This is a genomic window from Alloalcanivorax marinus (genome assembly GCF_016906305.1).
GTDB lineage: Bacteria > Pseudomonadota > Gammaproteobacteria > Pseudomonadales > Alcanivoracaceae > Alloalcanivorax > Alloalcanivorax marinus.
This window is the reverse complement of sequence record NZ_JADDOL010000045.1, coordinates 1-12,453: the sequence shown is the minus strand read 5'-3', so window position 1 is coordinate 12,453 and position 12,453 is coordinate 1. Positions and strand designations below refer to the sequence as shown.

The window sequence follows — 12,453 nt, the reverse complement described above, 5'->3', positions numbered from 1 at the left end:
CCTTCCAGACCCAACCCATTGGGGGTTGAGTCCGGATAGGAGAGACGGTATCTACCGCTTTGTCTGGTCGCTTCCGAACCAGCGGTAACGCGGGTGCAGGCTCACCACGCTGCCGACGATGATCAACGTCGGAGCGTGGATTTCCCGTCCCTCGATGGTGTCCGGCAGATCGGCCAGGGTGCCGGTGATCACCTGCTGCAGATCGGTGGTGCCCCGGGACACCAGAGCGATGGGCGTGGCCGGATCGCGGCCGTGTTCGATCAGCCGGGCGCAGATTTGCCGCAGCCCCACCAGCCCCATGTAGAACACCAGGGTTTCGTGGGGCGCCATCAGCCCGGCCCAGTCCAGGTCCACGCTGCCGTCCTTTCGATGGCCGGTGACGAAGCGCACCGACTGGGCGTGGTCCCGGTGGGTCAGCGGAATGCCGGCGTAGGCGGCGCAGCCGCTGGCGGCGGTGATGCCCGGCACCACCTGGAAGTCGATGCCGGCGGCCACCACCTGTTCCAGTTCCTCGCCGCCGCGCCCGAAGATAAAGGGATCGCCCCCCTTCAAGCGGCACACCTTCTTGCCCTGGCGGGCATAGTGCACCAGCAGGTCGTTGATGTTGTCCTGGGGCAGAGTGTGCTGGTCGCGGGCCTTGCCCACGTACACTTTCTCGGCGTCGGCGCGGGCCAGGGCGACGATTTCCGGGGCCACCAGCCGGTCGTAGAGCACCACCTCGGCCTTGTCGATCAGATGCAGGGCGCGGAAGGTGAGCAGGTCCGGATCACCGGGCCCGGCGCCCACCAGATAGACTTCCCCGGCGGCGCCGCCCGGACGCACCGTGGCCTGCTCCAGGGCCTGGCGCAGGCCCGCCTCGGCGTCGGATTCGTGGCCGGACAGCACCCGCTCTTCCAGCGGCCCGTCGAGCTGGGCCTCCCAGAACGCTTCCCGGTCGCGACGGTTCGGCAACCGCCGTTCCAGGGGCGCGCGGAAGCGGCCCAGCAACGTCGCCAGCCGGCCCCAGCGGGCCGGCAGCCAGGCTTCCAGGCGGGCGCGCAGGCGCCGCACCAGCACCGGCGAGACGCCGGAGGAGCTGATCGCGATGAACAGGGGATCCCGGTCGATCAAAGCGGGGAACACAAAGCTGCCCAGGTCCGGCCGGTCCACCACGTTCACCGGCAGGCCGCGGGCGTCCGCCCGCCGCGCCAGCCATTCGTTGACCCCGGCGTCGTCGGTGGCGGCCACCGCCAGCCGCACCCCGTCCAGGTCCTGGTCCGCCACCGCGCGGCGGTGCCATTCGCCACCGCCCTGCTCCACCAGCCGCGCCAGATCGTCGCGGCAGCGCGGCGCCACCAGCCGCAGGCGGGCGCCGGCCTTGTTCAGCAGACGCGCCTTGCGCAGCGCGGTATCACCGCCGCCGGCCACCAGCACGGTGGCGCCGTTCAGTTTCAGGCCCAGGGGCAGGAAATCCATGAGCGCTCCGTTCGCCGCCCGTTGATCCGTGGTTCAGGCCAGCCGTTCCAGGCCGCGCATATAGGGGCGCAGGGCCTCGGGCACGGTCACTGAACCGTCCTCGTTCTGATAGTTCTCCAGAATCGCCACCAGCGCCCGGCCCACCGCCAGGCCGGAGCCGTTCAGGGTGTGCAGCAGCTCCGGCTTGCCGGTCTCCGGGTTCCGCCAGCGGGCCTGCATGCGGCGCGCCTGGTAATCGCGGAAGTTGGAGCAGGAGGAGATCTCCCGGTAGCGCTGCTGGCTGGGCAGCCACACCTCGATGTCGTAGGTCTTGGCGGCGGAGAAGCCCAGGTCGCCGCCGCACAGCACCACCACCCGGTAGGGCAGATTCAGCTTTTGCAGGATCGCCTCGGCGTGGCCGGTGAGCGCCTCCAGGGTCGCCTCGGACTGGTCCGGGCGCACCAGCTGCACCAGTTCCACTTTCTCGAACTGGTGCTGGCGAATCATGCCCCGGGTGTCCTTGCCGTGGCTGCCCGCCTCGGAGCGGAAACAGGGCGTATGGCAGGTATAGCGGCGCGGCAGCGCGTCCGCGTCGAGGATTTCGTCGGCGGCCAGATTGGTCACCGGCACCTCGGCGGTGGGGATCAGGTACAGCTCCCGCTCGCCGCGCATTTTGAACAGGTCGTCCTCGAACTTGGGCAGCTGGCCGGTGCCGCGCAGGGCCTCCGGGCCCACCAGGTACGGCACATAGACTTCCTGGTAGCCGTGCTCGCCGGTGTGGGTGTCGAGCATGAAGTCGATCAGCGCCCGGTGCAGCCGCGCCAGCTGGCCGGTCATCACCGCGAAGCGGGCGCCGGACAGCTTGCTGGCGCGTTCGAAATCCAGGGCGCCGGCGGACAGATGCTCGCCTACGTCCACGTGGTCCTTGGGCTCGAACCCGAAGGTCCGTGGCGTGCCCCATCGACGCACTTCCACGTTGTCGTCCTCGTCGGCGCCGGCGGGCACCTCCTCGGCGGGCACGTTGGGAATGCCCATCAGGAAGTCGCGGATGGCCTCCTGGATCGCCTTGGCGCGCTCCACCTCGCCGGCCAGCTGCTCATCGATCTGCTGCAGGGTTTCCGCCACCTTGGCCTTGGCCGCGTCCACGTCCATGCCGGACTTGATCAGTTCACCGACTTCCTTGGAGGCTTTCTTGCGCTGCGCCTGCAGGTCCTGGGAGCGCACATCGGCGTCCTTGCGGCGGGCGTCCAGCGCCCGGAAGCCGTCCAGGTCCAGTTCCAGGCCCCGCTTCTTCAGAGCCTCGGCAATGGCCTCGCCGTCCTGGCGCAGCGCACGGATATCAAGCATGTTCGATCCCCTTGGGAAATTCGGTCGTTCGGATACAGGGCGCCAAGCTTAGCAAAAACCAGGCCCCATGTAGGAGCGGCTTCAGCCGCGATCGGGAGGTTGGCACGGCCACGGCAAGCTCAGTCGTCGTAACGGTGCCAGTCCGCGTCCACGTTCTGTTGGCGCAGGCGGCGCAGTTTTTCGCCGATGCGGATTTCCAGGCCGCGCTCCACCGGCTCGTAGAGGCGGGTATGGCGCAGGCTTTCGGGAAAGTAGTTCTCGCCGGCCACGAACGCCTCGGGGAAGTCGTGGGCGTAGTGGTACTCGGCGCCGTAGCCCTCGTTCTTCATCAGTTTGGTGGGGGCATTGCGCAGGTGCAGGGGCACCTCGTCGCTGGGGTTGCGCGCCACCAGGTCCCGGGCCCGGTTGTAGGCGTTATAGACCGCGTTGCTCTTGGGCGCCACCGCCAGGTAGGCGATCGCCTGGGCCACCGCCAGCTCGCCCTCCGGCGTGCCCAGGCGCTCCTGCACGTCCCAGGCGTTCAGGCACAGCGGCAGCGCCCTGGGGTCCGCGTTGCCGATGTCCTCGCTGGCCATGCGCACCACCCGGCGGGCGATATAGAGCGGGTCGCAGCCGCCGTCCAGCATGCGCGCGAACCAGTACAGGGCGGCGTCCGGGTCGGAGCCGCGCACCGCCTTGTGCAAAGCGCTGATCTGGTCGTAGAAGACGTCGCCACCCTTGTCGAAGCGGCGCACCGCGTCGCGCAGCACCTCTTCCATCAACGGCCGGTCGATGACGGCGGCGTCGCCGCTGCCCTCGGCCAGGTCCACGGCGATTTCCAGCATATTGAGCAGGCGCCGGGCGTCGCCGTCGGCGTAGCCGAGCAGCAGGTCACGGGCGTCGTCGGCCAGCGCGATGCCGGCCAGCTCCGGCTCGCGCAGGGCGCGCTCCAGCAGGCCGGCCAGATCTTCCCGCTCCAGGGAGCGCAGGCGATAGACCCGGGCCCGGGACAGCAGCGCGTTATTGAGCTCGAAGGACGGGTTCTCGGTGGTGGCGCCGATAAAGATCACCGTGCCCTCTTCCACATGGGGCAGAAAGGCGTCCTGCTGGGCCTTGTTGAAGCGGTGCACCTCGTCCACGAACAGCACCGTGCGCCGGCCCTGGCCGAGCCGCGCCCGGGCCTGATCGACGGCGGCGCGGATATCCTTGACCCCGGACAGCACCGCCGACAGGGTGATGAACTCGGCGTCCACCACGCCGGCCAGAATCAACGCCAGGGTGGTCTTGCCGGTGCCCGGCGGGCCCCACAGGATCATGGAATGCAGCTGACCGCGCTCGGCGGCCTGGCGCAGGGGTTTGCCGGGCCCCACCAGATGGCGCTGGCCCACGTACTCGTCCAGGTTGGCGGGGCGCAACCGCGCCGCCAGGGGTTGGGCTTCGGCGCGGTGCTGGTTTTCGAACAGGTCGCTCATTGCTGCCGGATGACGTCGGTCCCTTCCGGCGGCTCGAACTGGAAACGGCCCGGGGTGGGCTCGCCGTTGAGGGTCAGGTCGCGGAAATCGATGATGGTTTTCTGGCCCAGGGCGTCTTCCAGGCGCATGGAGCGCGGCTCGTCGCCGTCGAAGGTCACGTCCAGGGTGTCGAACAGCGGGTCGCCGCCCTTGGGCTTGAGGCGGTAGGTGACGCGGTTGCCGTCACGGCTTTGCTCGCTGATCGAGAATGCCCGGGACACCGCCTGGGGATCACCGCCGAACAGCAGCGCCGGGGTCTGGCCCAGGTCCTGGGTCAAGGGACGCACCACCACCTGTTCCAGGTCCGGATCATAGACCCATACCTGGCGGCCATCGGACACGGCCAGCTGCTCATAGGGGCGCTCGGTGTGCCAATAGAAGCGGTTGCCCCGGGCCACCTCCATGGTGCCGGCGCTGTCCCGGGCGCGCTCACCGCCCTCGCCCACCACGGTCTGCTGGAAACCGCCGGCCAGGCTGTGCAGGCCGCCGAGCCGGGCCAGCAGGTCCTCGGTGGGGCCGGCCAGGGCCAGAGAAGGCAACAACAGGGCGATGATCCAGAAAAGTCGCATATCAGGTCCTTGCAAAAAGGGGCATCAGACCGGCGGGGGGGCCAGCACTTCACGCTGGCCGTTGTGTCCGGCTTCGGACACCACGCCGGCCATTTCCATGGCCTCCACCAGGCGCGCCGCCCGGTTGTAGCCGATCTTCAGTTTCCGTTGCACCGAGGAAATCGAGGCCCGGCGGGATTCGGTGACATAGGCCACCGCCTCGTCGTAGAGCGGGTCGTCTTCTTCGCCGCCGCCGTCCGGGCTTTCCATGCCGGGCAGCGGCGCGTTCAGATCGCCGCCGCCTTCCAGGATTTCGTCGAGATAGTTGGGCTCGCCGCGCTTGCGCCAGTCGTCACAGACGCGGTGCACCTCCTCATCTGAGACAAAGGCGCCGTGCACCCGTTCCGGCATGCTGGTACCGGCGGGCAAATAAAGCATGTCGCCGTGGCCGAGCAGCTGCTCCGCCCCGCCCTGGTCGAGCACCGTGCGCGAGTCGATCTTGGAGGACACCTGGAAGCCGATCCGCGAGGGCACGTTGGCCTTGATCAGGCCGGTGATCACGTCCACCGACGGGCGCTGGGTGGCGAGAATCAGGTGGATGCCGGCGGCCCGCGCCTTCTGGGCGATGCGCGCGATCAGCTCTTCCACCTTCTTGCCGACGATCATCATCATGTCGGCGAACTCGTCGATCACGATGACGATGTAAGGCAGTTTTACCGCCAGCGGCGCTTCCTCGCTCAGGTCCATGGGGTCGTCCGGCTTCCACAGCGGATCCTTGAGCGGCTCGCCCTTCTTCTCCGCGTCGCTGATTTTGCGGTTGTAGCCGGCCAGGTTCCTCACGCCCATGGCCGCCATCAGCCGGTAGCGGCGCTCCATCTCACCGACACCCCAGCGCAGCGCGCTGGCCGCTTCCTTCATGTCGGTGACCACCGGGGTGAGCAGATGGGGTATGCCGTCGTACACCGCCAGTTCAAGCATTTTGGGATCGATCATGATCAGCCGCACCTCTTCCGGGCTGGCCTTGAACATGATCGACAGCAGCATGGCGTTGAGGCCCACGGACTTACCGGACCCGGTGGTGCCGGCCACCAGCAGGTGCGGCATCTTGCCCAGATCGGCCATCACCGGATTACCGGAAATGTCCTTGCCCAGGGCCAGGGTGAGCGGCGAGGCGGCGTCGTCGAACATCCGCGACCCCACCACCTCGGTAAGGCGGATCATCTCGCGCTGCTCGTTGGGGATCTCGATGCCCACGGTGGTCTTGCCGGGGATCACCTCCACCACCCGCACGCTGATCACCGCCAGGGAGCGGGCCAGGTCCTTGGCCAGGTTGGAGATCTTGGACACCTTGATGCCCGGCGCCGGCTGAATCTCGAAGCGGGTGATCACCGGACCCGGCTGCACCGCCACCACCTCGGCGTCGATGTTGAAGTCCTTGAGCTTGATCTCCAGCAGGCGGGACATGCCGTCCAGGGCCTCCTCGGAGTAGCCACCCTTGCTCTCGTCCACCGCGTCCAGCAGGGCCAGCGGCGGCAGATCGCCGGTGACCTGGGCGGTGAACAGGGGCTGCTGCTTCTCTTTCTGCATCCGCTCGCTTTTCTCCACCGGCCGGGCCGGCTGGGCGATCTTGGGCGGGGTGCGGTTTTCCTGTTTCTTCTTCGCCTCGGTGACCACCTGGGCGCGCTTCTGCCGGGCTTCGCGGGCCACTTTCTGTTCCGCGCGGCGCTCCCGGCGGGCCTGGAACCAGGCAGGCACTTTCTGCCCCACCGCCAGCACCGCGGCGCCCAGCCGCTCCGCCAGGGCGATCCAGGACAGGTCGGTGAACACGGTGACGCCGATCAGGAACAGGGCCACCATCACCAGGGTGCCGCCCAGGGGATTGAAGGCGTCCAGGGCGGCGTCGCCGACCACATGGCCGAGGATGCCGCCGGCGTCCTCCGGCAGCGGCAGGCCACCGCCGGAAAAATGCATGTAGGCCAGCGCCGTGCCGCTCATCATGGTCAGCACGAAGCCCACCAGCCGCAGGCTGAACAGCGGCCAGCTGCCGGCCAGGCCGGCATGGCGCTCACGCAGCACCCGGGCGGCCCAGAACGCCACCAGCACCGGGAACACATAGGCCATGAAGCCGAACAAGCCGAGCAGTAAATCCGCGCAGAAGGCGCCGGCCCGGCCACCGGCGTTGTTCACCTCGCCGGCGTTGCCCACGTAGGACCAGCCCGGATCGCCGCTGTCATAGGTGACCAGCGCCAACAACAGGTACAGGGACAGGGCGATCAGCGCGATCACCATGCCTTCCACCAGGCCTTTCTTGAGATGACGGGAGAACCCGGAAGGGTTGCCGCCGGTTGCTGCCTTTGCCTTGGACACTGCAGGCCTCTGGGGGTTGAATCTAACGACTTGAAAACCTTGGGATTGTAGTCAATCCGGGGGCCATGGACCAGCGCTCGATGGCGCCCTGGCGCCGGCTATCGCGGCCATAGAGTGTACGCCCTTCACGGATCGGGGGTTTTGTTGTAGTTTGCATGCGCCTTGAAACCCGATTCTCCGCGGAGACAGCCATGAGCGACGCCCAACACCATCGACTGATCATTCTGGGTTCCGGCCCGGCCGGTTACACTGCGGCGGTGTACGCGGCCCGCGCCAACCTGAAGCCGGTGGTGATCACCGGCATCGAGCCCGGCGGCCAGCTCACCACCACCACCGAGGTGGACAACTGGCCCGGCGACGTGGAGGGCCTGCAGGGTCCCGACCTGATGGTGCGCATGCAGAAGCACGCCGAGCGCTTCGAGACCGAGATTCTGTTCGACCACATCAACCAGGTGAACCTGGATCAGCGCCCGTTCGTGCTCAAGGGCGACAACGGCACCTACACCTGCGACGCCCTGATCGTGGCCACCGGCGCCTCCGCCATGTACCTGGGCCTGGAGTCCGAGCAGGCGTTCATGGGCAAGGGCGTGTCCGCCTGCGCCACCTGCGACGGGTTCTTCTACCGGGGCCAGAAAGTGGCGGTGATCGGCGGCGGCAACACCGCCGTGGAGGAAGCCCTGTACCTGTCCAATATCGCCGAGGAAGTGGTGCTGGTGCACCGCCGCGACAAGCTGCGCGCGGAGAAAATCCTGCAGGACAAGCTGCTGGCCAAGGACAACATCAAGGTGATGTGGGACCACACCCTGGATGAGGTGCTGGGCGACGACTCCGGCGTCACCGGCATGCGCGTCAAGGCCACCGCCGACGGCGCCACCACCGACGTGGACCTGCAGGGCGTGTTCATCGCCATCGGCCACAAGCCCAACACCGGCATCTTCGAGGGCCAGCTGGCGATGAACAACGGCTACATCAAGATCCGCAGCGGCCTGGACGGCAACGCCACCGCCACCAGCGTGGAGGGGGTGTTCGCCGCCGGCGACGTGGCCGACCACGTGTACCGCCAGGCGGTAACCTCCGCCGGCGCCGGCTGCATGGCCGCGCTGGACGCGGAGCGCTATCTGGAAAGCCTGGAAGAGTGATCCCCTGGCTGCCGGCGGGAAGCGACTTCCCGCCGCCGGAGCATGCGCTGGACGACCCCAACGGTCTGCTCGCCGCCGGCAACGACCTGAGCGCCGCCACCCTGGTGCGCGCCTACCGGCTGGGGATCTTTCCCTGGTACGAGGCCGGCCAGCCGATTCTCTGGTGGTCCCCCAATCCCCGGTGCGTGTTTCGCCCCGGGGATTTTCATATCAGCCGTCGTTTGCTCCGCCACCTGCGCGGCGCCGACCTGAGTTTTCATCTGGATGACGATTTCGCCGGCACCCTGGACGCCTGCGCGGCGCCCCGGGAGCCCGGCGGCGGCACCTGGATCACCACCGCCATGCGCACCGCCTACCTGCGGCTGCACGCCCTGGGCCACGCCCATTGCCTGACCGTGCGCCAGGACGGCGAGCTGGCCGGGGGCATCTACGGCGTGCAACTGGGCGGGGTGTTCTTCGGCGAGTCCATGTTCTCCACCCGCACCAACGGCTCCAAGAGCGCCCTGGCCATGTTGTGGGCCCTGGCGCCCCGGCTCGGCATCCGGTTGCTGGACGCCCAGGTGGAAAACCCCCACCTGATGCGGCTGGGGGCCTATTTGATGCCGAGGGCGGACTTTCAGCGGGAGCTGGACCGGTTGATCGTCGAGACCTCGCCCCGGCCCTGGCCCAAGGGGCCGTTTCGCTGGCAGGAAGGCTGAGAGCCCATCGCGACTAAAGTCGCTCCTACGGCTTCGGTTTTGTAGGAGCGGCCGGGCGGCGTTCCGCTTCAGCCGCGATATCCCCGGTCAACGTCCGGCCGTCCCCTTCTGCTCCGCGAACGCGCTGTAGAAGGCGATGCTGTCCGGGTTGGCCATGGCGTCCGGGTTGGCCACCTTGTCGATGGTCTGGCCCAGCAGCAGCTTCTTGATCGGCAGCTCCATTTTCTTGCCGGTGAGCGTGCGCGGCACGTCCGGGGCGGCGATGATGTCGTTGGGCACATGGCGGGCGGACAGATGGTCGCGGATCGCCGCCTTGATGCGCCCGCTCAGCGCCTCGTCCAGGGTCACGCCCTCGCGCAGCACCACGAACAGCGGCATGTAGGACTCCCGGCCCAGGTACTCCAGGTCCACCACCAGACTGTCCAGCACCTCGTCGAACTCCTCCACCACCCGGTAGATCTCGGCGGTGCCCATGCGGATGCCGTGGCGGTTGATGGTGGTGTCGGAGCGGCCGTAGATGATGGCGCCGCCGCGCGGGGTGATGCGGATCCAGTCGCCGTGGCGCCAGATGCCCGGAAACACGTCGAAGTAGCTGTCCCGGTAGCGCTCGCCGCCCTCGTCGTTCCAGAAGTACAGCGGCATGGAGGGCATCGGTTTGGTCACCACCAGCTCCCCCACTTCGTCGTCCAGCAACTCGCCGTTGTCGCCCATGGCGTACACCGCCGTGCCCAGGTAGCGGCACTGCATCTCGCCGGCGAACACCGGCAGTGTCGGGCTGGCGCCCACGTAGGCGCTGGCCACGTCGGTGCCGCCGCTGATGGCGGCGATCATGACGTCATCGAACTGGTCCATCAGCCAGCGGTAGCCCTCCTCCGGCAACGGCGAGCCGGTGGAGCCGATGGAGCGGATGCGGCCGGTGTCTACCCAGTCCCCGGGGCGGATGTCCGCTTTCTTGCAGTTGAGGAAATAGGCGGCGCCGGCGCCGAAGAAGGTCATCTCCGTCTCTTCCGCGAAGCGCCACAGGGTGCCCAGGTCCGGGTAGCCCGGGTTGCCGTCGTACAGGCAGATGGTGGCGCCGGTCAGCAGGCCGGACATCTGTGAGTTCCACATGATCCAGCCGGTGGTGGTGAACCACATGTAGCGGTCCCGAGGGCCCAGATCCAGCTGCAGGGCGTGGTCCTGCAGGCCTTCCAGCAGCGCGCCGCCGTGGCCGTGGACGATGGGTTTGGGCATGCCGGTGGTGCCGGAGGAATAGACCACCCAGAGCGGATGGTCGAACGGCACCTGCTCGAAACGCATGGGCGCCTCCTGGCTGACCAGGTCGTCCCAGAGCAGCGCGCCGTCCAGGCGGGCATCGGCGTTCAGATACGGCAGCAGCACCACCTTTTCCAGGGTCGGCAGCTGGTCGCGCAGTCCTTCCACCACCGTCAGGCGGTCGAAATCCTTGCCACCGTAGCGGTAGCCGTCCACCGCGATCATCACCTTGGGGTCGATCTGGCGGAAGCGGTCCAGCACGCTGCGCGTGCCCATGTCCGGCGAGCAGCTGGACCAGATCGCGCCCAGGCTGCTGACCGCGAAGAACGCCACCATGGTTTCCGGCAGGTTGGGCAGATAGGCCACCACCCGGTCGCCGGGGCCCACGCCCTGTTCGCGCAGGCTGGCCGCCAGGGCGGCGATGCGCTGGCGCAGCTGGCCCCAGGTGAGGGTCTCCAGGCCACGCAGTTCGGAGCGGGACAGAATCGCCGGCCGGTCCGGTTCATTCTCGTGGTGCCGGAACACCTGCTCGGCCAGATTCAGCCGCGCGCCCTCGAACCATTTGGCGCCGGGCATGGTCAGGCCGTCCAGCACCCGCTCGTAGGGGGCGGAATGGCGGATGTCGAAGTACCGCCAGAGCGATTCGTAGAAGTCTTCCAGATGCTCCACCGACCAGGCCCACAGGCTCTGATAGTCGTCGAAGACCAGCCCCTTCTCCGCGCTCAGCCAGCGCTGGTAGTGGGTGAGGCGGGCGTTCTCGACGCGCGCGGCGTCCGGGCGCCACAGGGGCGCGGGCGTGGTGTTTGTCATTCTTGCTCTCCCGGTACCGGCGCGGCGGCCACCAAGGGGGCGGCCAATCCGTCGCCGGCGTTGTCGTTGTTTTTACGCCGGCCACACTATAACCGTGGCGAGGAAGGCAAGTCACCGGGTGACCGGCGCCGGCCTTTCACGCCGCGGTGTTCCCGGCGTCCGCCTATCCGCTACACTTGAGCCATGACCGACCTGTCCGAACTTCGCTTTTTCCGCACCCCGGCCCACCCCTGCAGCTATCTGGAGGGGCACCAGGCGGCGACCCTGTTCGTCGATCCGCAGACGCGGCTCGACGCCTCGCTGTACAGCGAGCTGTCGCGGCTGGGCTTCCGGCGCAGCGGTGACTATCTGTACCGGCCGCACTGCGAAGGCTGTCAGGCCTGTATTCCGGCGCGGGTGCGGGTGGCCGATTTCCGGCCCCGCCGCCGCCACAAGCGGTTGTCGCAGCGCAACGCCGACCTGCGCGTCACCGAGGAACCGGCGCGCTATACCCGCGAAATCTACCGGCTGTACGCCCGCTACATCGACCAGCGCCACGGCGACGGCGACATGTTTCCGCCCTCCGAGGAGCAGTTCACCAGCTTTCTCACCTGCGACTGGGCGGACACCCGCTTCCACTGTTTCCGCGATGAGGAAGACCGGCTGCTGGCGGTGGCGGTCACCGACCATCTGGACGATGGCCTGTCGGCGGTCTACACCTTCTTCGACCCGGACCGGGGCGAGCGCGGCCTGGGGGTCAACGCCCTGCTCTGGCAAATCCAGGCCAGCCGCGATCGCGGCCTGCCCTACCTGTACCTCGGCTACTGGATTCGTCAGTGCCAGAAAATGGGCTACAAGAGCCAGTACCGGCCGCTGGAAGTGCTGGTGCGCGGACAGTGGCGCGAGCTCCGCGATCCGCCCGCCGGGGGCGGCGCATAAGCCTTTGCAGCACGGCGGCATTTGCGGCACAATTGCGCTCCCTCTGAAGCCGACACGTATCAGGACAGTCACTGAATGGCGAAAGAAGAGCAGATTGAGCTGGAAGGGGTCGTGCTTGAAACCCTTCCCAACACCATGTTCCGCGTGAAGCTGGACAATGGTCATGTGATTACCGCCCATATCTCCGGCAAGATGCGCAAGTTCTACATCCGCATCCTCACCGGCGACCGGGTGAAAGTGGAAATGTCGCCCTACGATCTCAGCAAGGGCCGCATCACCTTCCGCATGAAATAACCCCTTCCCGCCCGCGCGGCGTGAAGCGCACCCCCGAACCCGGCCCCGCCGGGTTTTTTGCTTTGGAAATTTCGCTCCATCCGGGGCGCGGCTCAGGGCGCGACGCCCTTCCGGGAACGCCGCGAGTACGTCCCTGTAGGCTCCCTTTCGAACG

At 67.7% G+C, this 12,453-nt stretch carries 10 protein-coding genes; 4 read left to right on the top strand and 6 right to left on the bottom strand.

What is annotated here, in order from left to right; genetic code table 11:
* Window positions 1–51: 51 nt before the first annotated feature.
* The 5 genes from cysG to IM760_RS18570 form a co-directional block, all read right to left on the bottom strand.
* The gene (cysG, locus tag IM760_RS18590) at window positions 52–1,455 is read right to left on the bottom strand and encodes a siroheme synthase CysG (protein WP_204431720.1); all 1,404 of its coding nucleotides are present in this window, start codon (window positions 1,453–1,455) and stop codon (window positions 52–54) included.
* A 33-nt stretch (window positions 1,456–1,488) separates the two neighbouring features.
* Window positions 1,489–2,781, bottom strand: coding sequence for a serine--tRNA ligase (serS, locus tag IM760_RS18585; protein ID WP_204431719.1), 1,293 nt, complete (start codon window positions 2,779–2,781; stop codon window positions 1,489–1,491).
* 119 nt (window positions 2,782–2,900) lie between these two features.
* Window positions 2,901–4,232 (bottom strand): replication-associated recombination protein A, encoded by a 1,332-nt coding sequence (locus IM760_RS18580; protein WP_204431718.1) that lies wholly within the window; start codon window positions 4,230–4,232, stop codon window positions 2,901–2,903.
* Window positions 4,229–4,840, bottom strand: coding sequence for an outer membrane lipoprotein periplasmic chaperone LolA (gene lolA, locus IM760_RS18575; protein WP_204431717.1), 612 nt, complete (start codon window positions 4,838–4,840; stop codon window positions 4,229–4,231). The genes IM760_RS18580 and lolA overlap by 4 nt, the downstream gene beginning before the upstream one ends.
* A 24-nt stretch (window positions 4,841–4,864) precedes the next feature.
* Window positions 4,865–7,108, bottom strand: a complete 2,244-nt coding sequence (locus IM760_RS18570; RefSeq protein ID WP_204431721.1) for a DNA translocase FtsK — start codon at window positions 7,106–7,108, stop codon at window positions 4,865–4,867.
* A gap of 269 nt (window positions 7,109–7,377) precedes the next feature.
* On the opposite strand from IM760_RS18570, the gene trxB reads away from it, so the two are divergent.
* Together trxB and aat are read left to right on the top strand one after the other, a co-directional pair.
* On the top strand, window positions 7,378–8,325 hold the full coding sequence (gene trxB / locus IM760_RS18565; RefSeq protein ID WP_204431716.1) for a thioredoxin-disulfide reductase: 948 nt from the start codon (window positions 7,378–7,380) through the stop codon (window positions 8,323–8,325).
* Window positions 8,322–9,023 carry a leucyl/phenylalanyl-tRNA--protein transferase gene (gene aat / locus IM760_RS18560; protein WP_204431715.1) on the top strand — a complete coding sequence of 234 codons (702 nt, stop codon included), beginning with the start codon at window positions 8,322–8,324 and terminating at the stop codon, window positions 9,021–9,023. The genes trxB and aat overlap by 4 nt, the downstream gene beginning before the upstream one ends.
* A gap of 87 nt (window positions 9,024–9,110) precedes the next feature.
* On the opposite strand, the gene IM760_RS18555 is transcribed toward aat, so the two are convergent.
* Window positions 9,111–11,087, bottom strand: a complete 1,977-nt coding sequence (locus IM760_RS18555; protein WP_204431714.1) for an acetoacetate--CoA ligase — start codon at window positions 11,085–11,087, stop codon at window positions 9,111–9,113.
* Window positions 11,088–11,270: 183 nt separating this feature from the next.
* Between IM760_RS18555 and IM760_RS18550 the strand changes: the two genes are divergently transcribed.
* Both IM760_RS18550 and infA read left to right on the top strand, forming a co-directional pair.
* Window positions 11,271–12,005, top strand: a complete 735-nt coding sequence (locus IM760_RS18550; RefSeq protein ID WP_204431713.1) for an arginyltransferase — start codon at window positions 11,271–11,273, stop codon at window positions 12,003–12,005.
* Between the two features lie 75 nt (window positions 12,006–12,080).
* A complete protein-coding gene (gene infA / locus IM760_RS18545; RefSeq protein WP_014994331.1) occupies window positions 12,081–12,299 on the top strand; it encodes a translation initiation factor IF-1 in 219 nt (72 codons plus the stop codon).
* Window positions 12,300–12,453 lie beyond the last annotated feature (154 nt).

Bases quoted from the DNA above. Each gene is read 5' to 3' on its own strand.
- cysG (WP_204431720.1), bottom strand. From the start codon at position 1,455: ATGGATTTCCTGCCCCTGGGCCTGAAACTGAACGGCGCCACCGTGCTG.
- serS (WP_204431719.1), bottom strand. From the start codon at position 2,781: ATGCTTGATATCCGTGCGCTGCGCCAGGACGGCGAGGCCATTGCCGAG.
- IM760_RS18580 (WP_204431718.1), bottom strand. From the start codon at position 4,232: ATGAGCGACCTGTTCGAAAACCAGCACCGCGCCGAAGCCCAACCCCTG.
- lolA (WP_204431717.1), bottom strand. From the start codon at position 4,840: ATGCGACTTTTCTGGATCATCGCCCTGTTGTTGCCTTCTCTGGCCCTG.
- IM760_RS18570 (WP_204431721.1), bottom strand. From the start codon at position 7,108: ATGGTGATCGCGCTGATCGCCCTGTCCCTGTACCTGTTGTTGGCGCTG.
- trxB (WP_204431716.1), top strand. From the start codon at position 7,378: ATGAGCGACGCCCAACACCATCGACTGATCATTCTGGGTTCCGGCCCG.
- IM760_RS18555 (WP_204431714.1), bottom strand. From the start codon at position 11,087: ATGACAAACACCACGCCCGCGCCCCTGTGGCGCCCGGACGCCGCGCGC.
- IM760_RS18550 (WP_204431713.1), top strand. From the start codon at position 11,271: ATGACCGACCTGTCCGAACTTCGCTTTTTCCGCACCCCGGCCCACCCC.
- infA (WP_014994331.1), top strand. From the start codon at position 12,081: ATGGCGAAAGAAGAGCAGATTGAGCTGGAAGGGGTCGTGCTTGAAACC.